Below are 24,587 nucleotides of genomic sequence, written 5' to 3' on the forward strand. Positions count from 1 at the left end.
AGTCTTCTTAATGTGATCGTTGAGCTCAGCGCACGCGCACATAAGTGCCCGGCGCCGCTTCCATCGGTGGGTAATTCTGGTTGCCCAGGGCGGTCAGGGTTTCGCGCTGCACGCCGGAGCGTTGTTGAATCCAATCCAGCCACTGCGGCCACCAGCTGCCTTCGACATGGTTGGCGTCGTAGTACCAGGCGCGCGGATCGCTGCTCAGCTTGAGGTTTTCGACGTAATTGGCCTTGGGGTTGCCTGGCGGGTTGAGGATGCTCTGCACATGCCCGCTGTTGGACAGCACAAAGCGCCGCTCACCGCCAAGCAATTGCGTGGAGCGATACACCGCGTCCCACGGCGTGATGTGGTCGTTGATCCCGGCCACGCTGAAGCTGTCCACCGTGACCTTCTGCAAATCGATGGGCGTGCCACACACTTCCAGGCCGCCCGGATGGCTCAGCGGGTTGTGTTTGAAGAAGTCCAGCAAGTCGCCGTGCAGTGCGGCGGGCAGGCGTGTGTTGTCGTTGTTCCAGTACAGGATATCGAACGCCGGTGGCTCCTTGCCCAGCAGGTAATTGTTGATCCAGTAGTTCCAGATCAGGTCGTTGGGGCGCATCCAGGCAAACACCTTGGCCATGTCGCGACCGTCGAGCACGCCTTGCTGGTAGGAGCGGCGCTTGGCGGCTTCCAGGGTTTGTTCATCGGCGAACAGCGTGGCGGGGCTGTCGAGCTGGCTGTCCAGCAGGCTCACCAGGTAACTGGCGCTGGAGACGCGCCGCAGCTGGCGCTTGGCTTGCAGGTGGCCCTGCAGCGCGGCGATGGTCAGGCCACCGGCGCAAGCGCCCATCAAGTTGACCTCGCGGGCGCCGGTAATCGCCCGGCACACGTTGAGCGCTTCTTCCAGTGCGGCGACGTAGGTGGACAGCCCCCATTCGCGATGGCGCACATCCGGGTTGCGCCAGCTGACCATAAACGTCTGCAGGCCATTTTTCAGCGCGTACTGCACAAAGCTGTTGGCCGGGCTCAGGTCGAAAATGTAGTACTTGTTGATTTGCGGCGGCACGATCAGCAGCGGCTTGGCGTACTGTTTTTCGCTCATGGGCTTGTACTGGATCAGCTCCAGCAGCTCGTTACGAAACACCACCGAGCCGGGTGTGGTCGCCACGGTCTTGCCGACTTCGAACGCGTGTTTGCTGACCTGGCGGGGCAGGCCGTTGTTGTGCAACAAATCGTCAAACAGGTTGCTCACGCCCCGCACCACGCTGTTGCCGCCCGAGTTGAGCAGCTCCTTGACAGCCAGTGGGTTGAGCAAGGTGTTGGAGGGCGATACGGCATCATTGAGCAGGGAGAACGCGAAATGGGCACGGGCGCGGTCGTCGGCGCTGAGGGTGCTGTCGTCGACCCAGTGGCGGGTTTGTTTCTGCCAGCTCAGGTAGGCTTGCAGGCTGCGTCGATACAGCGGGTTGAGTGTCCAGGTGGGGTCGATGAAGCGCGCGTCGTTGGGGTTGGGTTCATGCACGGTTTCGCCCAGCAGCACGCGGCCGAGCTGACCGCCCAGCGCCAGGGCGTGACGCGCGGTGTGCACCGGGTTGCGCAAGCCGTGCGCGGCAACGCTGCGCAGGGTCGCCAGCAAGTCCCGACCACGCAGGCCGGTGATCGCATTTTGCGCATTGATGAACACGGCTGGGGTGGGCGCCGGGTTCGTCACGGGTCTTTCTCGCATGAGCCAACACTCCTTCGTCAAGGCAACAACAGGCACGCCAATTCAGAACCATAGTCGGTTCTCGGCAAGTTGCGCGGCGGTGTAGTCCTTACACGCCCGGTCGCGGGTGAATCACGGCCCGCAGGCGCTCCTCCTCGAGAAACTTCATGATGATCGGCGCTACGGCTTCGGCCCGGGTGATCAGGAACAGGTGGCCATCATCGATGATGTGCAACTGCGCGTTGGGAATGCGCCAGGCCAGCATGCGCATGTTGATCAGCGGGATCAGCGGGTCGTCGTCACCGGCCAGCACCAGCGTCGGCTGGCGAATCTTGTGCAGCCAATGGATGCTGGTCCAGCCCAGCCCTGCAAACAGCTGCCAGTAATAACCGAGCTTGCCGGCCGAGCGCACTTTGCTCGCATGCTCGGCGGCCAGTTTGGCGTCGCGGCGGAACGAGCCGCCATAAATCATCGGCGCGATGCGCACCACGTGGGACGGTTGGATATAGCGCCGGGGGCTGGCCATCAGCCACAGCACTTTGGGTTTGCCCGGCACCATAAACGCACCGGCCGCGGTGGCGGCGAGAATCAGTTTTTTGCAGCGTTCCGGGTAGTCATAGGCGAACTGTTGCGCCAGCGCGCCGCCCCAGGACACACCCACGGCATTCACTTGGCCATAGTCCAGGTAATCGAGCATGCGTGCGGTGAGTTTGGCCAGGCCGGGAAACCGATACGGCCGATTGGGTGTTGAGGAGCCACCTACGCCCGGCACATCGAAGGCGATCACTTCCAGGTCCGGGTCCAGCGCCTGGACGAACGGAAACACCAGCTCAAGGTTGGCGCCGATGCCATTGAAGATCAGCAATGGCGTCAAGTGAGGCTTGCCCGGGCGTACCGCCGTGCGGATGGCCTGGCCATCCAGGTCGATGGTACGGAAGATGAACGGTTGCGGCATGGGCTTACCCTGCGAAATGGCGCACTATTTCCCTGTCGGAACTCGGCCAGTGTGGGAGCGGGCTTGCTCGCGAAAGCCGTGTGTCAGTTGATGCATTCGGTGGCTGACACACCGCTTTCGCGAGCAAGCCCGCTCCCACAGTTGACCGCATTCCAGCTACAAAACTGTGTTTCGTTTATCTTTCATGCACATAAGTACCCGGTGCCGCCTCAGCTGCGGCATAGGTTTTGTTACCCAGGCTCGTAGGTGCTTTCTTTAATTTGCCCGCCCGCTCCGCCTGCCAGACCTGCCAATGCAACCACCAGGAATCAGTATGCTTGGTCGCATTCTCCTGCCACTCCAGTGGCTTGCCCGCCAGGCCATCACTGGTCTGGTAGCGCGCCTTGGGGTTGCCTGGCGGGTTGAGGATGCTCTGGATATGCCCGCTGCTGGACAACACAAACTCGACCTTGCCACCAAACAGCTGCGCCGACTTGTAGCAGGACTGCCACGGCGTGATGTGGTCGTTGGTGCCGGCCAGTGAGTAGATATCGGCGGTGACTTGCTTGAGATCGATCGGCGTGCCGCACACTTCCAGGGCGTTGGCGCGCACCAGCGGGTTGTTCTTGAACAGTTCGATCAGGTCGCCGTGGAAGGCTGCCGGCAAGCGCGTGGTGTCGTTGTTCCAGAACAGGATGTCGAACACCGGCGGCTCATTGCCCAGCAGGTAGTTATTCACCCAGTAGTTCCAGATCAGGTCGTTGGGGCGCATCCAGGCAAACACCTTGGCCATGTCGCGGCCTTCCAGCACACCGGCCTGGTAGGAATGGCGCTTGGCCGCTTCCAGGGTCTGTTCGTCGACGAACAGCGCCACCTGGGTGTCCAGGGTGGTGTCCAGCACACTCACCAGCAGAGTCAGGGCGTTGACCTTCTTCTCGCCCAGCGCCGCGTAGTGGCCCAGCAGCGCGGTGCAGGTGATCCCGCCGGAGCAGGCGCCGAGCATGTTGATGTCTTTGCTGCCGGTAATCGCCGTGACCACATCGACCGCTTCCTTGAGCGCCTCGATGTAGGTCGACAGGCCCCACTCGCGCTGGGCCTTGGTCGGGTTACGCCAACTGACAATAAACGTCTGTTGGCCGTTACGCAGGCAGAAGCGCGCCAGGCTCTTCTCGGGGCTCAGGTCGAATACATAGAATTTGTTGATCTGCGGCGGCACCACCAGCAGCGGGCGCTCGTGCACCTGTTCGGTGATCGGCTTGTACTGGATCAGCTCCAGCACATCATTGCGAAACACCACGGCGCCTTCGGTGGTGCCCAGGGTCTTGCCCACTTCAAAGGCACCCATGTTGACCTGGCTCGGCATGCCACCGTTGTGCACCATGTCCTTGGCCAAGTGGGACAAGCCATCGAGCAGGCTTTTACCACCGGTTTCAAAGAAGCGTTTAACCGCCGCCGGGTTGGCCGCGCTGTTGGTGGGGGCCATGGCTTCGGTCATCAGGTTGATCACGAAGTGGCCGCGGCTGATGTCTTGTTCCGACAAGTTGCTGTCGCCGATCCAGTCGTGCAGTTCCTTGCGCCACGCCAGGTAAGTTTGCAAGTAGCGCTTGTAGAGCGGGTTCTGGCTCCACGCCGGGTCGTTGAAGCGACGGTCATCGCCTTCGGGTGCCAGCGCGGATTTGCCGAACATCACATTCTTCAATTCGACGCCAAAGTGGGCGACGTGTTTGACGCTGTGCAACGGTTGCTTGATGGCTTGGGTCAGCACCATCTTGGCCGAGGCCAATAAGTCCTTTTTGCGTAACGCGATGATCGGGTTCAGCCCCAGGGTGTTTTCCGAGGCTTGGCGTTTCAAGTCATCGTTATTCTTGTTACTCATCTACGACGCTCCATTGTCCGAAAGACGAGTACCGGCGATTGCTGCGCACCCAATTTCGATACACGACACCAGCCTGGTACTGCGACTCGGGTGACCGTTGATACCGCATCGTCAAATGCAGGGAACTTGCCAGTCCCATTGGTTACCCGAGTTTAATTTTTTTCGCAAGCGGGCCAATCGTTGACCGCGCGACAGGGCATTCAAGCAGATGAAATTAGAAAATGCCCTCTAAAGAGCAAGATGCCTGAGTTAGAGCATCAGGCGCACGACCGACTCGCTCGGGTCGCGGGTTTTACCGGCCGCTTTAAGTTCAGCAAGATAGTCGGCCCACAGTGCTTCCTGGCGCACGGCCAACTGGTAGAGGTAGTCCCAGGTGAACAACCCGCTGTCATGGCCGTCGTCGAAGGTCAATTTCAGTGCGTACTGACCGGCCGGTTCTATCTTGATCAGCCTGACGTTGAGTTTGCCGAATTGCAGGATGGGTTTGCCGTGGCCCTGGACCTCGGCGGAAGGCGAGTGGGTGCGCAGCAGTTCGGCGGGGAGCTGGTACACCTCGTCTGGGCCGTAGGTGAGGCCGAGGGTGTTGGAGGTTTTGTGCAGGTTTACAGCAGTGGGGAATTTCGACATTGGCGATGATCCTGAAGGAACCGGCTTCAAAATGTGGGAGCGGGCTTGCTCGCGAATACGGTGTGTCAGTCAGCTGAGACACCGCATTCGCGAGCAAGCCCGCTCCCACAGTAAAGCAAAGCGGTCCTGAGTGAGGCTTACAGGATATAACGAGACAGGTCTTCGTTCTGCGCCAATTCGCCCAAGTGGCTATTAACGTAGTCGGCGTCGATCTTGATCGCTTCGCCATTCTGCGACCCTGCCATGTCGCCGGCGCTGAAGGACACTTCTTCCAGCAGGCGCTCAAGCAAGGTGTGCAGGCGACGGGCACCGATGTTTTCGGTCTTCTCGTTAACCTGCCAGGCAATCTCCGCCAGGCGCTTGATACCGTCCGGCAGGAATTCGATGCCCAAACCTTCAGTTTTCAGCAGCTCGCGGTACTGCTCGGTGAGCGAGGCATGCGGCTCGCTGAGGATGCGCTCGAAGTCGCCCGGGGTCAGCGCCTTGAGTTCCACACGAATCGGCAGGCGGCCTTGCAGCTCCGGCACCAGGTCGCTTGGCTTGCTCAGGTGGAACGCGCCAGAGGCGATAAACAGGATGTGGTCAGTCTTGACCATGCCCAGCTTGGTGTTCACGGTGCAGCCTTCGATCAGCGGCAGCAGGTCGCGTTGTACGCCCTCACGGGACACATCGACGCCACCGGAGTTGCCGCGCTTGGCCACCTTGTCGATCTCATCGATAAACACGATGCCATGCTGCTCAACGGCTTCCAGGGCCTTGGCCTTGAGTTCTTCCTCATTGACCAGGCGCCCGGCTTCTTCGTCACGCACCAGTTTGAGTGCGTCCTTGACCTTGAGCTTGCGGCTTTTCTTCTTGCCCTTGCCCATGTTGGCGAACAGGTTCTGCAGCTGGCTGGTCATTTCTTCCATGCCAGGCGGGGCGGAGATGTCGACGCCGGACACTTCGGCGACCTCGATCTCGATCTCTTTGTCGTCCAGCTGGCCTTCACGCAGGCGCTTGCGGAACAGCTGACGGGTGTTGGAATCCGAGCTTGGCGCGGCGTCTTCGTTGAAGCCCATGCGTGCCGGTGGCAGCAGGGCGTCGAGGATGCGCTCTTCGGCGGCGTCTTCGGCGCGGTGGCTGACCTTGGTCATTTCCTGTTCGCGCAGCAGCTTCAAGGCGGCGTCGGCCAGGTCACGGATGATCGACTCGACGTCGCGGCCCACATAGCCCACTTCGGTAAACTTGGTGGCTTCGACCTTGATGAACGGGGCATTGGCCAGCTTGGCCAGACGCCGGGCGATTTCGGTTTTACCGACGCCGGTCGGGCCGATCATCAGGATGTTTTTCGGGGTTACTTCAACGCGCAGTTCTTCCGGCAGTTGCATCCGGCGCCAGCGGTTACGCAGCGCAATGGCAACGGCGCGCTTGGCATCGTCCTGGCCGATGATATGGCGATTAAGTTCATGGACGATTTCGCGGGGAGTCATGGACATAGTGTTTGGCGGCCTCAAGCGGAATAAGCCTACGGCTTACTCGGCGAGGTCCTGCTCCTCAATGGTGAAGTTGTGGTTGGTGAACACGCAGATATCGCCGGCGATGCCCAAGGCAGTCTCGACGATTTCACGGGCCGACAGGTCGGTTTTCTTCAGCAATGCGCTGGCGGCCGCTTGGGCGTAGCCACCGCCGGAGCCCATGGCGATCAGGCCATGCTCAGGCTCAACCACGTCACCGTTACCGGTGATGATCAAGGACGCGTCTTTGTTGGCGACTGCCAGCATGGCTTCCAGGCGGCTGAGGGAGCGGTCTGTACGCCATTCTTTGGCGAGTTCGACCGCAGCGCGTACGAGGTGGCCCTGGTGTTTTTCCAGCTGGCCTTCGAAACGCTCGAAAAGGGTGAAGGCGTCGGCGGTAGCGCCGGCAAAACCCGCGAGAACCTGGCCGTGGTACAGGAGACGCACTTTTTTGGCGTTGCCTTTCATCACGGTGTTGCCAAGGGAAACCTGGCCGTCGCCGCCCATGACGACTTTGCCGTGGCGACGTACTGAAACGATGGTGGTCAAGGGGAGAGTCTCCACGCAGCGGGGCGAAAATGCCCTGATGGAATCTCATATGGGGGTGGCGGGGGGGATTTCAACCGTAGGAGGGGTGTGCGGACGAGTGGTGTTTATTGGTCTTACACATTCTCAAGCAGACCGCAAAACCAAATGTGGGAGCGGGCTTGCTCGCGAATGCGGTGTGTCAGTCGCAGGAAATATTGACTGATCTACCGCATTCGCGAGCAAGCCCGCTCCCACATTGGTTGCGCGTTGACTAAAGAATCAACGGCTCTGGCGTTGTTGTAACAACAGGTTGCTAAACCCTGCGCCGGCCAATTGCTTCTGCGCCACGGTCAGCTGTTCACGGTTACTGAACGGCCCCACCAGTACGCGATACCAGGTCGCATCCTTCACCGTGCCGGACTCCACTGTCACCGCCTGGCCCAGCAGAATGATCTGCGCACGCACGCGATCCGCGTCCGCCTGTTTAGGGAACGAGCCCGCTTGCAGGAAGAACTTGGTCACCGGCGCAGCCTTGGTGGTCGCCACCGGCGGCGGCGGTGGCGGGGTGATCCCGGCCAGCGCGGCTTGCGCGCGCGCCGTGTCGATCTTCGCCGCTTCCGCAGGCGTAACCGGCGTCGTCGGCACTTGCGGCGTGGGCAGGGTTTTTTCCGGCACGGCATCGGGCGGCACGATCACTTCCGATTCCGGCAGCAGCGTATAGAAGTCGTACTTCGGCTTCACCGGTGCGGTCGGGCTTGGTGCCGTCTTGTTGGCTTCGGCCATTTTGGTGGCCTTCTGCTGCTCTTGCTTGACGCGTTTAACGTCATCGCCCTTGCCCGGCTCCAGCTTCATCAGGATCACGACAAACGCACCGACCGCCAGGCCGATGGCCATCCACAACCAGCCCGGAATAGGCTTCTTTGCCGGTGCCTGATAGCGGCTGGCGCCGCGCTTGGGTGCAGGTTTTTTCTTGGCAGCCAACTTACATACGCTCCAGGGTTTCCAGGCCTAACAGTTCCAGGCCTTGCTTGAGGGTCCGTCCAGCCAGTGCGGCGAGGCGCAGGCGACTTTGCTTCTGGGCTTCGTCGTCGGCGGTGAGGATCGGGCAGTTCTCGTAGAAGCTGGAGAACAGGCCGGCGACTTCATACAAATAGGTGCAGAGGATATGCGGCGTGCCTTTCTCGCCGACGCTGTTCAGCACTTCGCCAAATTGCGCCAGCTTGGCCGCCAGCTCCTGTTCGTGCGGGGCATCCAGCACGATCTGGCCCTCAACTTCGCTGAAATCCTTGCCCAGCTTGCGGAACACGCCGGCCACGCGGGTGTAGGCGTACAGCAGGTAGGGCGCGGTGTTGCCTTCGAAGTTGAGCATCAGCTCGAAGTTGAAGCTGTAGTCGCTGGTGCGGTGCTTGGACAGGTCGGCGTATTTCACTGCGCCAATGCCCACCACGCGGGCGATGTTGCGCAGGTCGGCTTCGGCCAGCTCCGGGTTCTTTTCCTTCACCAGGTTGTAGGCGCGTTCCTGGGCTTCGTTCAGCAGGTCGATCAGCTTCACGGTGCCGCCATCACGGGTCTTGAACGGGCGGCCGTCGGCGCCGTTCATGGTGCCAAAGCCCATGTGTTCCATGTGCATCGGGTGGGTGACGAAGCCCGCGCGACGTGCCACTTCAAACACCTGCTGAAAGTGCAGGGCCTGGCGCTGGTCGACGAAGTACAAGGCACGATCGGCCTTGAGCACACCGCTGCGGTAGCGCACGGCCGCCAGGTCGGTGGTGGCATAGAGGTAGCCGCCATCGGCCTTGACGATAATCACCGGCAGCGGCTCGCCGTCGGCGGTTTTGAATTCCTCAAGGAACACGCACTGCGCGCCGTTGCTCTCGACCAGCAGGCCCTTGGCCTTGAGGTCGTTGACCACGTTGATCAGGTCGTCGTTGTAGGCGCTTTCGCCCATCACGTCGGCCATGGTCAGCTTCACGTTGAGCAGTTCGTAGATTTCCTGGCAGTGCGACAGCGAGATCTCGCGGAAACGGCCCCACAGCGCCAGGCATTCCTCGTCACCGGCTTGCAGCTTGACCACCAGGCCACGGGCGCGGTCGGCGAACTCTTCGGATTCGTCAAAACGCTTTTTGGCGGCGCGGTAGAAGTTTTCCAGGTCGGCCAGCTCGTTGCTGGTGATCGGGTTTTCCTGCAGGTACGCCATCAGCATGCCGAACTGGGTGCCCCAGTCGCCCACGTGGTTCTGACGGATCACGGTGTCACCGAGGAACTCCAGCACCCGCGCCACGCCGTCGCCAATGATGGTCGAACGCAGGTGGCCCACGTGCATCTCTTTGGCCAGGTTGGGGGCTGACAGGTCAACTGCCACGCGCTCCAGTGGGCCTGCCTTGCGCACGCCGATCTTGGCGTCGGCCAGGGCGGCGTCCAGGCGCGAAGCCAGGGCCTGGGTGTTCTGGAAGAAGTTGATAAAGCCAGGGCCGGCGATTTCGGCCTTGGTGACGCTTTCGTCAGCCGGCAGGGCGGCGATGATTTTTTCCGCCAGGTCGCGCGGCTTCAGGCCCGCAGGCTTGGCCAGCATCATCGCGATGTTGCTGGCGAAGTCGCCGTGGGTCTTGTCGCGGGTGTTTTCCACCTGGATCGCCGGCGTCAGGCCTTCAGGCAACACACCTTCGTTGACGAGTTGGGTGATGGCTTGTTGGATCAGCTGGCGAATGGTGTCTTTCATGGTGTTCTCTTTCGACCGCAAGCGGCGGCGCGCGATGCGCAGGTGGAAAAACTGGGCATTATCCGTGGCGAGGGCGGGCTTGCCAACCTTCGCGGGACCTTCACGGACGATTAACCTGTGGCGAGGTAGCTTGCTTGCGCTGGAGTGCGAAGCGCTCCCAAAAGCTTGGGGCCGCTACGCAGCCCAACGGGAGCAAGCTCCCTCGCCACAAGGGGTATTCAATACAAATCTACCGGGTCCACATCCAGTGACCATCGCACCTGCCGGCCGCTGGGCATTTGCTCCAGAGCAAGCAACCAGCTACTTAATAGCCGATGCAGCGGTGCGCGGGACGTTGCCTGCAAGAGTAGCTGAGCGCGATAACGCCCGGCGCGGCGCTCCATGGGCGCGGGCACGGGGCCGAGCAACTCGATGCCGGTCAGACCCAGTTCGCCGAGCAAACGTTCGGCGGCGGTGCAGGCCTCATCCAGAAAACTTTCTGCCTGCCCCGGTTTATGCGCTTCAGCCCGCAGCAGTGCCAGATGTGAGAACGGCGGCAGGCCGGCGGAACGGCGTTCGCTCAGCGCCTGTTCGGCGAAGGCAAAGTAGCCTTGTTCTGTCAGCTGAATCAGCAGCGGGTGGTCGGCCAGGTGCGTCTGGATAATCACTTTGCCCGGCTCTTCGGCACGCCCGGCGCGGCCTGCGACCTGCACGATCAGTTGCGCCATGCGCTCGCTGGCGCGGAAGTCACCGGAAAACAGGCCGCCGTCGGCATCCAGGATCGACACCAGCGTCACCCGTGGAAAGTGGTGCCCTTTGGCAAGCATCTGCGTACCGATCAAAATGCACGGCTGGCCTTTTTGAATGGTCGCGAACAGCTGATTCATCGCATCCTTGCGCGAAGTGCTGTCGCGGTCGACGCGCAGCACCGGGTAATCCGGAAACAGAATCCCCAGGCGTTCCTCAGCGCGTTCGGTGCCCGCACCCACTGGGCGCAAATCCACTTTGCCGCATTGCGGGCAGTGGCGCGGCGTGCGCTCCACATGGCCGCAGTGGTGGCAGCGCAACTCGCCGTGGCGCTGGTGCACGGTCATGCGCGCATCGCAGCGCTCGCACTCCGACATCCAGCCGCAGTCATGACACAGCAGCGTCGGCGCAAACCCCCGGCGGTTGAGAAACACCAGCACTTGCTGGCCGGCGGCGAGGGTCTGGCCGATGGCTTGTTGCATCGGCCCGGAAATGCCGCTGTCCAGCGGGCGGCTTTTTACGTCCAGGCGCAGGAAACGCGGTTGCTTGGCACCGCCTGCACGCTCGTTCAGGCGTAGCAGCCCATAACGGCCGGTGTAGGCGTTGTGCAGGCTTTCCAGGGACGGCGTGGCCGAGCCCAGCACAATCGGGATGTCTTCCTGGCGTGCGCGCACCAGCGCCAGGTCACGGGCGTGGTAACGCAGGCCTTCTTGCTGTTTGTAGGAGCCGTCGTGCTCCTCGTCGATGATGATCAGCCCGGGATTTTTCATTGGCGTGAACAGCGCCGAACGGGTGCCGATAATAATGTCGGCTTCGCCGTCCCGCGCCGCCAGCCAGGACTCCAGGCGTTCGCGGTCGTTGACCGCCGAATGCACCAGGGCGATGCGCGCATTGAAGCGTTGCTCGAAACGCGCCAGCGTTTGCGGGCCCAGGTTGATCTCCGGGATCAGCACCAGCGCCTGTTTACCGGCCTGCAGGGTTTCGCGGATGAGCTGCAGATACACTTCGGTCTTGCCGCTGCCGGTCACGCCGGCGAGCAGGAACGCGTGGAAGCTGTCGAAACCTGCGCGAATGGCTTCGTACGCCGCGCGCTGCTCGGGGTTCAGCGGCAGTTCCGGCTGCGCCAGCCAGTGCTCGTGGCGCGGGTCCGGTGCGTGCTTGCGGATTTCCACCTGCACCAAACCTTTGGCCAGCAGCAGGTCGAGGCTGTCTTTGCTCAGCATCAGCTTGCTTAATAGCTGATGAGCCACGCCGTGCGGGTGTTGGGCCAGGGTCGCCAGGGCTTCACGCTGGCGCGGCGCGCGGGCAATGCGCGGGTCGTCGAGGCGCGCGCCGGGCACTGTCGACCAGAAGCGTTCCTGGCGTGCTTCGGCCAGTTCGCCCTGACGCAGTAGTACCGGCAGCGCCCAGCTCAACGTGTCGCCGAGGCTGTGCTGGTAATACTGGGCGGTCCACAGGCACAGCTTGAACAAGGCCGGTGGCAGTGGCGCAGTGGTGTCGAGGATGGCGATGGCGGGCTTGAGTTTTTCTGCGGGCACTTCGCTGTGGTCGGCGACTTCGATCAGAACGCCGATCATCTCCCGCCGGCCAAACGGCACGCGCACGCGCATGCCTGGCTGCAACTGCGCCCGCAGCACGCCGGCCGGGGCACGGTAGTCGAACAGGCGGCGCAGGGGCGAGGGCAGGGCTAGGCGCAAAATGGCGTCGGGCACGCGAGGGGTCTCATCTATAAAGGCAGGCGGTGGCGCAGGGGCGGGAGCCTAGCAGACCTGCGGTGGAGGTGTCCTGTCTCTGCTGTTGGAATCGGATTTTCAGAACAATGCGATTTCCTGTGGGAGCGGGCTTGCTCGCGAATGCGCTAGATCAGCCACTATTTTCGGCGACTGACACACTGCTTTCGCGAGCAAGCCCGCTCCCACAAGGGGATGTGGTGAACCGGCAGTTTTTCTGATGAAAGGGGCTCATATGTGGGAAATCGGCCGGAAGCGCCGCTTGCGCGTTTAAAAAGGTCTGGTAGAATCCGCGGCCTAATTACGTGCGGTATTCGACAATAGTGTCGAGTGGCGGCACGCCAGCCCGAGGAAGTCACCATGAAAGCCGATATCCATCCAGCGTACGAAACCATCGAAGTAACCTGCAGCTGCGGCAACAAGTTCGAAACGCGTTCGAACCTGTGCAAGCCACTGGGTACTGACGTATGCAACGAGTGCCACCCGTTCTACACCGGTAAGCAGAAAACTCTGGACACCGGCGGCCGTGTACAGCGCTTCGCAGATCGCTTTGGTGCTTTCGGCAAGAAGCCTGCTGCTACTCCAGCAGAGTAAGGCTCAAAAGCCCTTTGGGTTTTTGCCAGCTGTTGAAAAAGGCGTCCCTAGTGGGCGCCTTTTTTGTGTCTGCGATTTGGCGGAGCGTCGCAAAATCGACGTTTGAATAAAAAATTGTAGACATTTTTTAATTCGATTGTGAACAGTTGAGCCCTTGTATCTCGTGGCTCTTGGCCAAAAGTCGTAGCGCAGGGCCCTTGACACCTGTGACTGCCCAGTCTTGTAGGGACTTTGCGACACGCGTATCCTCGGCGGTCCGTCGACCAACAGTAAAAGCGGAATGCCGATATGTCTGATTTGAAAACTGCCGCTCTCGAATATCATGCCCATCCTCGTCCAGGAAAGCTGAGTGTAGAGCTCACCAAAGCCACTGCCACCGCCCGCGACCTGTCGCTGGCCTACAGCCCTGGCGTTGCCGAGCCCGTACGTGAAATCGCCCGCGACCCTGAACTGGCGTACAAGTACACCGGCAAAGGCAACCTGGTTGCAGTGATTTCCGATGGCACCGCGATTCTCGGCCTGGGTAACCTCGGCCCATTGGCTTCCAAGCCAGTCATGGAAGGTAAAGGCGTGCTGTTCAAGCGCTTTGCCGGCATCGACGTTTTCGACATCGAAGTCGACTCCGAAAGCCCGCAGGCTTTCATCGACACGGTTAAGCGCATTTCCATCACGTTCGGTGGCATCAACCTGGAAGACATCAAGGCACCTGAGTGCTTCGAGATCGAAAAGGCCCTGATCGAACAGTGCGACATCCCGGTATTCCACGATGACCAGCACGGCACCGCAATTGTTACCGCGGCCGGCATGATCAACGCCCTGGAAATCGCCGGCAAAACCCTGGCTGACGCGCAAATCGTTTGCCTGGGCGCCGGCGCTGCGGCCATCTCCTGCATGAAATTGCTGGTGAGCATGGGCGCCAAGCTGGAAAACATCTTCATGGTCGACAGCAAGGGCGTTGTTCAGTCCGAGCGTACCGACCTGAACCAGTACAAGGCGATGTTTGCCCACGCGACCGACAAGCGCACCCTGGCCGACGCCCTGAACGGTGCAGACGTGTTCGTTGGCCTGTCCGGCCCGAACCTGCTGAGCGCCGAAGGCCTGAAATCCATGGCGGCCAACCCGATTGTGTTCGCCTGCTCCAACCCGGACCCAGAGATTTCGCCGGAGCTGGCCCACGCCACCCGTAACGACGTGATCATGGCCACCGGCCGCTCGGACTACCCGAACCAGGTCAACAACGTGCTGGGCTTCCCGTTCATCTTCCGTGGTGCCCTGGACGTTCGCGCCAAGCGCATCAACGAAGAGATGAAAGTGGCTGCCGCCAACGCCCTGCGTGAACTGGCCAAACTGCCTGTTCCTCAGGAAGTGTGCGACGCCTACGGCGGTATCAAATTGGAATTCGGTCGTGAGTACATCATCCCGAAACCAATGGATAAGCGCCTGATCACCCTGATCTCCGATGCCGTGGCCAAAGCCGCCATCGAGACCGGTGTGGCCACCCTGCCGTATCCGAAGCACTACCCGCTGCAAAGCGTGGATGATGTGTTCAACGGCTAAGCTGTTGTAGCGCACCAACAAAAAGCCCCGGCTCTTACGAGTCGGGGCTTTTTTGTGGCGGGTGATTCGCTTGGGCCTGATGAAGATCCAAGTGTGGGAGCGGGCTTGCTCGCGAAAGCGGTGTATCAGTCAACACATCTGATACTGATACACCGCATTCGCGAGCAAGCCCGCTCCCACATTGGATCTGCGCTGAGCCGAAGATCGGGTTAGAACAAATCGATCGGCGCCGCCTCATCAGCCGGCAGCGGGCTGCCCGGTGCAACGCCATTGCCCAGCTCGTTGACCGACGGCGGCGTGTCTTCGCTCTTGAACAGCTCGAAGTACGCGTTCGGCGTGCTTGGCGATGCCGCACGGCCACTCACCGGGTCAATCCGCAGGCTGAGGATGCCTTCCGGCTCAGGCTGGGTGTGCAGCGGTTTGTCCTTCAAGGCCGCGCCCATGTAACTCATCCAGATCGGCAGCGCGACGGTGCCACCAAACTCACGGCGGCCCAGGCTTTCCGGTTGGTCGTAGCCGGTCCACACGGTGGTCACGTAGTCGGCGTTGTAGCCGGAGAACCAGGCATCCTTGGAGTCGTTGGTCGTACCGGTCTTGCCCGCGATATCCGCGCGGCCCAAGGCCAGGGCGCGACGGCCGGTGCCTTTCTTGATCACGTCTTCCAGAATGCTGTTGAGGATATAGGTGGTACGGCCATCCACTACGCGTTCGGCGACGGCGGGTACTTGTGGTTCGGTCGGCGCGGCGGCATTTGCGGCGGGTGCTGTACCTGGCGTCGGCTCAATGGTGATACCGCCGTTGTTCGGTGCCGCGATGCCATCGGGTGCGGCCACGCCATTGACCACGTCACCCGGCACGCGTGGCGGGTTGGCGGTGAACAGGGTGTCGCCATTGCGGCTTTCGATCTTGTCGATCAGGTACGGCGTGATCTTGTAGCCGCCGTTGGCAAAGGTGCTCCAGCCGGTGGCGATTTCCATCGGTGTGAGGGTTGCGGTGCCCAGCGCCAGGGACAGGTTTGGCGGCAGGTCCGACTTGGCGAAGCCGAAGCGCGTCATGTAGTCGATGGTCTTGCCCACGCCCATCGCCTGCAACAAGCGGATCGATACCAGGTTACGCGACTTGTACAGCGCCTCGCGGATGCGGATCGGGCCGAGGAAGGTATTGGTGTCGTTCTTCGGGCGCCAAACCTTGTCCAGGTACTCGTCGACGAACACGATCGGCGCGTCGTTGACCAAGCTGGCGGCGGTGTAGCCGTTATCCAGTGCGGCGCTGTAGACGAACGGCTTGAAGCTCGAGCCCGGCTGGCGCTTGGCCTGGGTGGCGCGGTTGTAGTTGCTTTGCTCGAAGGCAAAACCGCCGACCAGGGCGCGGATCGCACCGTTCTGTGGGTCCAGGGACACCAAGGCGCCTTGAGCCACGGGCACTTGGCTGAATTTCAGGCTGTCGTCTTTCTGGCGTTGCACGCGGATCAAATCACCCACCTGCGCCACGTCCGACGGCTGCTTGGGCATCGGGCCCATGCTGTTGGTATTCAGGAAGGGACGCGCCCACTTCATGCTGTCCCACGACACATGGCCTTCGCCGGTGCGGGTCAGTACTTGCACGCCATCTTTCTTCACTTGGGTGACGATGGCCGGCTCCAGGCCGCTGATCGGGCGCTGCTTGCCCAGCTCAGTGGTCCAGGCGCTCAGGGTTTTGCCCGGCAGGCGTGATTCGGGGCCGCGGTAGCCGTGGCGCTGGTCATAGGTGACGAGGCCGTCGCGTACCGAATTGTTGGCGATTTCCTGCAGGTTGCTCGGAATGGTCGTGGTTACGCGGAAGCCTTCGGTGTAGGCCTCGCTGCCATAACGGCCGACCATCTCGGCCCGCGCCATTTCAGCGATGTAGGGGGCGTTCACTTCCGGCGTCGGCACGTGATAGCTGGCATTCAGCGGTTCGGCCACGGCGCTTTCATAGGCGGCCTGGTCAATTTTGCCCAGCTTGAACATGCGCCCCAGGATCCAGTCGCGACGCTCTTTGCTGCGCGCCGGGTTGGCCAGTGGGTTGAAGCGCGAAGGGGCCTTGGGCAGGCCGGCAATCATTGCCATCTGTGCCAGGCTGGCGTCACGAATCGACTTGCCATAGTAAACCTGGGAAGCCGCTTCGATCCCGTAGGCGCGGTTGCCCAGGTAGATCTTGTTCACGTACAGCTCAAGAATCTCGTCCTTGGTCAGCTGGCGTTCAATCTGCAGGGCCAACAGGATTTCGGTGGCTTTACGCGAAAAACTGCGTTCGCTGGTGAGGAAGAAGTTCTTCGCCACCTGCATGGTGATGGTGCTGCCGCCGGATTGAATGTGTCCGCTTTTTACCAACTGTGTGGCCGCGCGCACCAGGCTGCCCGGGTCTACGCCGTAGTGGTTGGCGAAATTATCATCTTCAGCCGACAGCAGGGCATTGATGAAATTGGGTGGAATGTCGGCGAAACGAATCGGGGTGCGGCGCATTTCGCCGAACTCCGCGATCAGTTTTTCATCGCTGCTGTAGACCCGCAAAGGAATCTGCAACTGGATACTTCTGAGTGCCTCTACGGAGGGCAAACCCGGACTAAGGTAGAGGTAGGCCCCGCTGAGTACGAGCATCAGCCCGCAGACGATCGCGACAATGGAGTACCCGAAAAACTTCAGCAGACGAATCAAGGCTTTTGGATTTCCAGAGAAAAGAATGAGTTACGCGTCGGGGCATGCATTACAAACGATGGATCGACCCGAGCAGCAGAAAAAGCGGGAAAAAACGCTGGGCATTAAAGCATTTTCGGCCTGGGGCGTCATTCGCACCGCTCAAACAAGTCGACCGAATGCACGATGCCCGGCGGCAATCAGGCGGTATGACAGGCAAAGTTTTAGGGAGTTTTATGAGAAAGGGATTTTTCAGGCGAAAAGTCGACACCGTGCTCGGCGTCGATATCAATGACACCGGCATCAAACTCATTGAGCTGGGCCGTTCAGCCCGTGGCTACAGTGTTCAGGGCTACGTCACCCAGCGGTTGCCCGCCAACGCGGTCGTCGATGGCACCCTGTTGGACCTCGACGCGATAGGGCAGGTGCTGCGCCAGGCATTATCTCGGTTGCCTACCTCGGCCCGGCAGGCGGCTGTGGCTGTGGCCGGCCCTTCGGTCATCACGCGGGTGATTGAAATGGCAGCAGGTCTCAGTGATGAGGAGATGGTTTGGACGATCCAGATGGAAGCCGATCAGTACATTCCTTACCCGCTCGATGACGTCGCCATTGATTTCCAGGTGCGCGGCCCATCCGCCCAGGACCCCGCGCGGGTCGAGGTGTTACTGGCTGCGTGTCTCAAGGAGCAGGTCGAGGCCCGCGAAGCCGTTTTGGCCTCGGCCGGGCTGGTGACGCGGGTAGTCGATGTCGAAGGGTTTGCATTGGAGCGCGCTTGCAGTCAGGATTTCGCCAGCTTCACGCCGGGCCATCGAGTCGATGGCGCACAATGGGCCGTGGATGCCCACGGGATGGGAATTGCTTGCGGGTTGGCCCTGAGGAGTTTCGCTGGATGACACGAATCAATCTTTTGCCATGGCGTCAGGCGCTGGCAGAGCGGCGGCGTAAATACTTCCTGGGGTTTTTGCTGGCGTTCGCCTGTGTGGCGCTCGCGGCGGTGTGGCTGGCGGATCAAGTCATCGATCAGGCGATAGACCGGCAGGTGACGCGCAACAATCACCTGAACAAAGAAATCACCATTCAGGACTCGCGCATCAAGACCATCGGCGACCTTCAGGAGCAAAGCCAGCAATTGGCCCAGCGCATGAAGGTTGTGCAGGACCTTCACGAATCCCGCTCGGCCAGCGCCCAGCTATTGGACCAGTTGGCCCGCGCGGTGCCCGATGGGGTGCATCTGCATGAAGTTGTCGCCAAGGGTAATACTGTCAGTGTCAGCGGCAGTGCTGAGTCCAGCCAGGATATCGCCCAACTGATGCGCCGCCTGGAAGCGTCTGAAGGCGCCCACGCCACTCGGCTGCAGCATGTGCGTGCGGAAGGTCAGGGTGGCGGCAACCAATTTCAATTGATGGTGCGCCAAGGCGAATCCACAGAGGCCCAACCTTGAGCCTGCCCAGGCTCGACGTGTCCACGCTTTCTCACAACGCTGCTAAATGGCCCCTGCCGAGTAAGGTTCTGCTCGGCTGCGCGCTGGCGGCTGTGGTTTGGCTGGTGGGCGATGGTTGGCTACTGGCCCCGGCACGTGAGCGGCTGAACACGCTGCAAACGCAGGCAGTGGCGCTGCAGCATGCACTCACGCAACAGGCTGGCCTGGCAGACCGTCTTGAGGGCCAAGCCCGTCAGGCTCAGGTGATGCAGGAACAAGTCGAAGGGCTTTTGCGGCAATTGCCCGGCGAATCGGACGTGCCTGGCTTGCTCGAAGACATTGCTCGGCTGGCGGTTGCCAACGGTTTGGTGGTCGAGGGCGTCACGGTGCTGGGCGAGCAGTCTCTGCCGCTCTACATCGAGGAACCGGTGCAGCTCGGTGCGTTTGGCACCTACCACGACCTGGCGACATTTGTGAGTGGCTTGGGTGGGCTGTCGCGGATCGTCACCGTGCATGATGTTGTGCTCAGGTCTGATGGGTCGTTGCTGCGCCTTGATCTGCTGGCCAAGACTTATCGCAGCACATCGCCGCGCGTTAAGTCAGCCCAAGTTGTCGAGCAGGGGCAGCGATTTGTCTACGATGCAGCCTCCCTGCGTGACCCTTTCCAGCCGCCAAGCCTGCAGGAAAACTACCTGTCTGGCCGGCCGGCGCATGCGCCGGACCTTACCCGGGAGCGTGGAACCCTGGAAAGCTTGGCCGTCGACCAGTTCGAAATGGTCGGCACATTATCTCGTGGTTTGCAGACCTTCGCCCTGCTACGCGCAGCCTCTGGCGTGCACCGGCTTGCGGTCGGCGACTACCTGGGGCCCAACCATGGCCGAGTCACGGCCATTCATGCAGGCCACATCGAACTGGCCGAATTGTTCCCGGATGAACAGGGCGTATGGCTGGAACGCTCGCGAACCCTCGTGTTAAACGTCAACTCATAACGGAATCAAACAATGAAAAGGACTTTCTCGTCCTTCGGTGTGGCGCTATGGATAGCGTTCACGGCACCGATGGCCTTTGCTGTGCCCAACCGTGTGGATCTGATCCAGCTGCCGCCGCCTGGCAGCGCGGCGCTAGGCGCCTATAACGGTGACACACTGAACCTCAACTTCCAGAACATCGATGTCCGCGCTGTATTGCAACAGATTGCGGATGTCGCCGGGCTTAACCTGGTGACCAGCGACGAGGTGCAAGGCTCAATCACCCTGCGACTCAAGGACGTGCCCTGGGACCAGGCGCTGGACCTGGTGTTGCAAACCAAAGGGTTGGACAAGCGCGTGAAGGCGGGGGTTTTGCTGGTAGCGCCCGCCGAAGAACTGGCCGCCCGTGAGCTGCTGGTGTTGGAGTCGCGCAAGCAGATGGCCGAACTGGCGCCATTGCGCCGCGAGCTGTTGCAGGTCAATTACGCCAAGGCTGCGGACCTGGCCAAGTTGTTCCAGTCGGTGACGAGCCTGGATGGCATCGCCGATGAGCGCGGCTCGGTGGCGGTGGATGACCGCACTAATAACATCATTGCCTACCAGACCGGCGAGCGGCTGGAAGAGCTGCGACGGATCGTGGCCCAGCTGGATATTCCCGTGCGCCAGGTGATGATCGAGGCGCGGATCGTCGAAGCCAATGTCGATTACGACAAAAGCCTGGGCGTGCGCTGGGGTGGGCGCCTTAATCGTGGCAACTGGGGCGCGGGCGGCATCAGCAAGCCGCTGGCCGAGGGCGCTGAACCACCGGCAAACCCATCCAGCTCGCCGTTTGTCGACTTGGGTTCACTCACCGGCACTGCAGGCTTGGGCATTGCCTATATCACCGACAACCTGCTGTTGGACCTGGAGCTGACGGCCATGGAGAAAACCGGCAATGGCGAAATCGTCTCGCAGCCCAAGGTCGTCACCTCCGATAAGGAGACCGCGCGTATCCTCAAAGGCACCGAGATTCCCTACCAGGAATCTACCGGCAGAGGCGCCACTTCGGTGTCCTTCAAGGAAGCTTCGCTGTCACTGGAAGTGACCCCGCAAATCACGCCTGATGGCTGGGTGACCATGGAGGTCAAGGTCACCAAGGATGAGCCTGACTATTTGAATAAGCTCAACGACGTGCCACCGATCAAGAAAAACGAAGTCAACGCCAAGGTGTTGGTCAAGGATGGCGAGACCATCGTCATTGGTGGGGTTTTCTCCAATACCCAAAGCAAAGTGGTAGATAAAGTGCCATTTTTAGGCGATGTGCCGTATCTTGGCCGCCTTTTCCGGCGCGATGTTGTTGCGCAAAGAAAATCCGAGCTGCTGGTATTCCTGACTCCGCGTATTATGAATAACCAGGCGATTGCTGTGAGTCGTTGATTCTGTGCGAAATTTGATTCTTGTAGGACCGATGGGGGCTGGAAAAAGCACCATCGGCCGTTTGCTGGCCAAAGAGCTGCGCCTGCCATTCAAAGATTCCGACAAGGAAATTGAATTGCGCACGGGCGCCAATATCCCATGGATCTTCGATAAGGAAGGCGAACTGGGCTTTCGCGACCGCGAGCAGGCAATGATTGCCGAGCTGTGCGGCTGCGACGGCGTGGTATTGGCCACCGGCGGCGGCGCAGTCATGCGCGACGAAAATCGCCGGGCGCTGCATGCCGGTGGTCGCGTGGTGTACTTGCATGCGTCGGTCGAGCAGCAAGTGGGCCGCACCGCCCGCGATCGCAATCGCCCGTTGTTGCGCACCGCCGACCCGGCCAAAACCCTCAGGGATCTGCTGACGTTGCGCGATCCGCTCTATCGGGAAATCGCCGATCTGGTGGTAGAAACCGATGAGCGGCCGCCACGAATGGTCGTTCTCGACATTCTTGAGCGCTTGCAGCAGTTGCCACCCCGTTAAAGCCAGGCCCGAAATGCGCTATTCTCGGCGGCGCGCTATCAGCCTTCGGGGTGTGGCGCAGAGCCATCAGGCGACGTCAGATCCGAGCGTTGCCGATCGTACAGACATCTTCACGCGGGGACACATGCAGACACTTAAGGTCGATCTAGGCGAGCGCAGCTACCCAATCCATATTGGCGAAGGTTTGTTGGACCTGCCCGAGTTGCTCGCACCGCATATTGCCGGGCGGCAGGTGGCGGTCATCTCCAACGAAACGGTCGCGCCGTTGTATCTTGAGCGTCTGAGCCGCAGCCTGGCGGCGTACTCGGTGATTTCGGTGATCTTGCCTGACGGCGAGGCCCATAAGAACTGGGAAACCCTGCAATTGATCTTTGATGGCCTGCTGACTGCGCGCCATGACCGACGTACCACTGTGGTCGCCCTGGGGGGTGGCGTGATCGGTGACATGGCCGGTTTTGCGGCGGCCTGTTACCAGCGCGGCGTGGACTTCATCCAGGTGCCGACCACCTTGTTGTCCCAGGTGGATTCGTCGGTGGGCGGCAAGACCGGCATCAACCACCCGATGGGCAAGAACATGGTGGGCGCGTTCTATCAGCCTCAAGCGGTGCTGATCGACACCGCCACCCTCAACACCCTGCCGCCGCGCGAGCTGTCGGCGGGCCTGGCGGAAGTCATCAAGTACGGGCTGATCTGCGACGAGCCGTTTCTGACATGGCTTGAAGAACATATGGACGCTTTGCGCGCCCTGGACCAAGTGGCACTGACCGAGGCGATTTCCCGCTCTTGCGCCGCCAAGGCGCTGGTGGTGAATGCCGACGAGCGGGAGTCCGGCGTACGGGCCACCCTGAACCTGGGTCACACCTTCGGCCATGCGATCGAAACGCACATGGGCTATGGTGTGTGGTTGCATGGGGAAGCCGTGGCCGCTGGCACCGTGATGGCATTGGACATGTCGCAGCGCCTGGGCTGGATCAGCGCCCAAGAGCGTGATCGCGGCATCCGCCTGTTCCAGCGCGCCGGTTTGCCGGTCGTTCCACCTACTGAGATGACCGAGGCGGATTTCCTCGAGCATATGGCAATAGACAAGAAAGTGATCGACGGTCGCCTGCGACTGGTGCTCCTGCGCCAGATGGGCGAAGCGGTAGTGACCGACGATTATCCGAAAGAGATTTTACAGGCCACGCTGGGAGCGGATTACCGCGCCCTGGCCCAGCTTAAAGGTTAATAAGATCCCGATGACTAGTTTGCATGCCGACGAGGCGTTCCTCGGCCATTACCAGTTAAGCCACGACCCTTTTGCTCCACGGGTGCCTGGCTTCAAATTTTTCCCTGCCCAGCGCAAGCCGGTGCTCGGCCAGTTGCACCATTTGGCGCGCTACAGCCAGCTGCTGCTGGTGGTCACCGGCCCGTTGGGCAGCGGCAAGACCTTGCTGCGCCAGGCGCTGGTTGCCAGCACCAACAAGCAATCGGTACAGAGCGTGGTGGTGTCGGCCCGTGGCGCCGGTGATGCGGCGGGAGTGTTGCGCCAAGTCGCGCAGGCGCTGAACGTGGCCACGGCCGAGCCGAACGCGATCCTCAAACAAGTGGTGCAACTGGGCCTGACCGGCCAGGAAGTCTATCTGTTGGTGGACGACGCCGAGCAGTTGGACGAGTCCGCTCTGGAAGCGCTGCTGGCGCTGGCGGCGGGTACGCCTGAAGGTCGCCCGCATGTGTTCCTGTTTGGCGAGTCTTCGTTGATCGCCGATCTGGAGCAGATCAGTGGCGACCAGGAGCTGTTCCACGTCATCGAATTGCAGCCGTACGAAGAGGAAGAAACCCGCGAATACCTGGCTCAACGCCTTGAAGGCGCCGGGGCGGGCATCGAACTTTTCTCCGCTTCGCAGATCTCTGATATTCACGAAAGCTCCGACGGCTGGCCTGGCACCATCAACCAGGTTGCCCGGGATGCCTTGATCGAAGCCATGATTGCAAGCCGCTCTGCGGTTAAGCGTCCAAAGATGGGGTTTACTATGCCTAAGAAGCACGTATTGGCTATTTCCGCCGTTGTCGTGGTCGCTGTCGCCGCCGCCTGGTTGATCCCGGGTCGCAGCAAGGCACCCGCCACCGCCGGCGCGCCAACCGAACAGGCGCAGTTGCCACTGGGCAAGCCCACGCCAAATGTCGAATTTGCCAACTCCGGTCAGCCGACCAACCTGCCGATGGTCGGCCAGCCTGTGATGCGCGGCCCGCTCGCCGAAGAAGCCGGCGGCATCTCCGAAGGCGACGACGGTGTGCCGGTGGAAGGCTCCAGCGCCACGCCGCCGACTGTGACCACTACCGCGCCACCTGCCGGCGTACCAGCCGGTCAGCCGGCTGCTCCGGTTGCTCCGGTTGCCAAGCCGACCCCAGCACCCACCGTCGCCACCGCCAAGCCAGCACCGGTTACCAAGCCTGTCGCACCTGCGCCAGCCGCCAAGCCGGCACCGGCTGCCAAGCCTGCTGAAAAACCAGCGGCCACTGTCGCCAAAGCAGGCGGTGCCGGCAGCAGCTGGTACACCAGCCAGCCGACCGGCAACTTCGTAGTGCAGATCCTTGGCACCAGCTCCGAAGCCAACGCTCAGGCGTTCGTGAAAGAGCAGGGCGGCGAGTACCGTTATTTCAAGAAAGTGCTCAACGGCAAGCCTCTCTACGTGATCACTTACGGCAACTTCTCCAGCCGTGCAGCAGCTGAATCCGCTATCAAGGCCTTGCCAGCGAAGGTTCAGGCTGGTAAACCTTGGCCTCGCACTGTTGCCAGCGTTCAACAAGAACTCGCAACAACTCGCTGAAGATTCGGCGGCCTTACCCAGGCCGCCTCTCCCGGCACCTCAAAAAAATCCGCAAGTGCGTGCTGTCTCTAGAGACCGCGCGCTTTGTGGTGTCTGCGTCATAGTAGCTTTTGAGTCGTAGCGGTCAGAATTAAAAAAGTTTTGACTAGCACAGCATATCGCTTTAAACCTTTCATAAATGCGACATAGATTTGCGACATTTCGTCGCTAAATTTGTGAGCGTTCGTGTCGGTGTGTACAATGACCTCCCTTTTGCCCCCGCTAAGCCGGCGTACGTTCGGCGTGGAAGGTAACCGGTTGAATTGAAAAGAAATTTGCCTCGGTATAA

The 24,587-nt window shown here is 61.0% G+C and carries 19 protein-coding genes and 1 pseudogene; 10 read left to right on the top strand and 10 right to left on the bottom strand.

Features of this window, described 5'->3' with window-relative positions; genetic code table 11:
* Window positions 1-25: 25 nt before the first annotated feature.
* The 9 genes from phaC (ACA065_RS01980) to ACA065_RS02020 form a co-directional block, all read right to left on the bottom strand.
* Complete coding sequence (phaC, locus tag ACA065_RS01980) at window positions 26-1,708, bottom strand: class II poly(R)-hydroxyalkanoic acid synthase (protein ID WP_497693091.1); 1,683 nt, start codon at window positions 1,706-1,708, stop codon at window positions 26-28.
* An 88-nt stretch (window positions 1,709-1,796) separates the two neighbouring features.
* Complete coding sequence (gene phaZ / locus ACA065_RS01985; protein WP_497693092.1) at window positions 1,797-2,642, bottom strand: poly(3-hydroxyalkanoate) depolymerase; 846 nt, start codon at window positions 2,640-2,642, stop codon at window positions 1,797-1,799.
* A gap of 175 nt (window positions 2,643-2,817) precedes the next feature.
* Window positions 2,818-4,497, bottom strand: coding sequence for a class II poly(R)-hydroxyalkanoic acid synthase (phaC, locus tag ACA065_RS01990; protein WP_497693093.1), 1,680 nt, complete (start codon window positions 4,495-4,497; stop codon window positions 2,818-2,820).
* Window positions 4,498-4,746: 249 nt separating this feature from the next.
* A complete protein-coding gene (locus tag ACA065_RS01995) occupies window positions 4,747-5,124 on the bottom strand; it encodes a gamma-butyrobetaine hydroxylase family protein (protein ID WP_159953777.1) in 378 nt (125 codons plus the stop codon).
* 137 nt (window positions 5,125-5,261) lie between these two features.
* Window positions 5,262-6,599 (bottom strand): ATP-dependent protease ATPase subunit HslU, encoded by a 1,338-nt coding sequence (gene hslU / locus ACA065_RS02000; protein WP_497693094.1) that lies wholly within the window; start codon window positions 6,597-6,599, stop codon window positions 5,262-5,264.
* 36 nt (window positions 6,600-6,635) lie between these two features.
* Window positions 6,636-7,166 (bottom strand): ATP-dependent protease subunit HslV, encoded by a 531-nt coding sequence (gene hslV, locus ACA065_RS02005; protein ID WP_497693095.1) that lies wholly within the window; start codon window positions 7,164-7,166, stop codon window positions 6,636-6,638.
* Window positions 7,167-7,424: 258 nt separating this feature from the next.
* A complete protein-coding gene (locus ACA065_RS02010; RefSeq protein ID WP_053253947.1) occupies window positions 7,425-8,126 on the bottom strand; it encodes an SPOR domain-containing protein in 702 nt (233 codons plus the stop codon).
* 1 nt (window position 8,127) lies between these two features.
* Window positions 8,128-9,864: an arginine--tRNA ligase gene (gene argS / locus ACA065_RS02015; RefSeq protein ID WP_497693096.1), complete on the bottom strand. Its 1,737-nt coding sequence runs from the start codon at window positions 9,862-9,864 to the stop codon at window positions 8,128-8,130.
* A 218-nt stretch (window positions 9,865-10,082) separates the two neighbouring features.
* A complete protein-coding gene (locus ACA065_RS02020; RefSeq protein WP_497693097.1) occupies window positions 10,083-12,302 on the bottom strand; it encodes a primosomal protein N' in 2,220 nt (739 codons plus the stop codon).
* 378 nt (window positions 12,303-12,680) lie between these two features.
* Here ACA065_RS02020 and rpmE point away from each other — a divergent pair, with 378 nt between their 5' ends.
* The 3 genes and pseudogenes from rpmE to ACA065_RS02035 all read left to right on the top strand — a co-directional run bounded on the left by rpmE (window position 12,681) and on the right by ACA065_RS02035 (window position 14,471).
* Entirely contained in the window at window positions 12,681-12,914 is a 234-nt protein-coding gene (gene rpmE / locus ACA065_RS02025) for a 50S ribosomal protein L31 (protein WP_005784030.1), read from the top strand.
* Window positions 12,915-12,928: 14 nt separating this feature from the next.
* A pseudogene (locus ACA065_RS02030) lies at window positions 12,929-13,012 on the top strand (thermonuclease family protein); the annotation flags it as partial.
* Between the two features lie 190 nt (window positions 13,013-13,202).
* Window positions 13,203-14,471, top strand: coding sequence for a malic enzyme-like NAD(P)-binding protein (locus tag ACA065_RS02035; protein ID WP_497693098.1), 1,269 nt, complete (start codon window positions 13,203-13,205; stop codon window positions 14,469-14,471).
* Between the two features lie 209 nt (window positions 14,472-14,680).
* Here ACA065_RS02035 and ACA065_RS02040 read toward each other — a convergent pair whose 3' ends face one another.
* Entirely contained in the window at window positions 14,681-17,143 is a 2,463-nt protein-coding gene (locus ACA065_RS02040; RefSeq protein WP_497695285.1) for a penicillin-binding protein 1A, read from the bottom strand.
* A gap of 218 nt (window positions 17,144-17,361) precedes the next feature.
* On the opposite strand from ACA065_RS02040, the gene pilM reads away from it, so the two are divergent.
* The 7 genes from pilM to ACA065_RS02075 all read left to right on the top strand — a co-directional run bounded on the left by pilM (window position 17,362) and on the right by ACA065_RS02075 (window position 24,259).
* Window positions 17,362-18,018: a type IV pilus assembly protein PilM gene (gene pilM, locus ACA065_RS02045; protein WP_497695286.1), complete on the top strand. Its 657-nt coding sequence runs from the start codon at window positions 17,362-17,364 to the stop codon at window positions 18,016-18,018.
* Window positions 18,015-18,566 (top strand): PilN domain-containing protein, encoded by a 552-nt coding sequence (locus ACA065_RS02050; RefSeq protein ID WP_497693099.1) that lies wholly within the window; start codon window positions 18,015-18,017, stop codon window positions 18,564-18,566. Before pilM ends, ACA065_RS02050 begins: the two co-directional genes overlap by 4 nt.
* The gene (locus tag ACA065_RS02055) at window positions 18,563-19,534 is read left to right on the top strand and encodes a pilus assembly protein PilP (protein WP_497693100.1); all 972 of its coding nucleotides are present in this window, start codon (window positions 18,563-18,565) and stop codon (window positions 19,532-19,534) included. Before ACA065_RS02050 ends, ACA065_RS02055 begins: the two co-directional genes overlap by 4 nt.
* Before the next feature lie 69 nt (window positions 19,535-19,603).
* A complete protein-coding gene (locus ACA065_RS02060) occupies window positions 19,604-20,929 on the top strand; it encodes a type IV pilus secretin PilQ (RefSeq protein ID WP_497695287.1) in 1,326 nt (441 codons plus the stop codon).
* Window positions 20,930-20,933: 4 nt separating this feature from the next.
* On the top strand, window positions 20,934-21,452 hold the full coding sequence (gene aroK / locus ACA065_RS02065; protein WP_017138567.1) for a shikimate kinase AroK: 519 nt from the start codon (window positions 20,934-20,936) through the stop codon (window positions 21,450-21,452).
* Window positions 21,453-21,576: 124 nt separating this feature from the next.
* Window positions 21,577-22,677, top strand: a complete 1,101-nt coding sequence (gene aroB / locus ACA065_RS02070) for a 3-dehydroquinate synthase (protein WP_497693101.1) — start codon at window positions 21,577-21,579, stop codon at window positions 22,675-22,677.
* 10 nt (window positions 22,678-22,687) lie between these two features.
* Window positions 22,688-24,259, top strand: coding sequence for an SPOR domain-containing protein (locus tag ACA065_RS02075; RefSeq protein WP_497693102.1), 1,572 nt, complete (start codon window positions 22,688-22,690; stop codon window positions 24,257-24,259).
* Window positions 24,260-24,587 lie beyond the last annotated feature (328 nt).

This window comes from Pseudomonas sp. LBUM1640 (assembly GCF_059716225.1).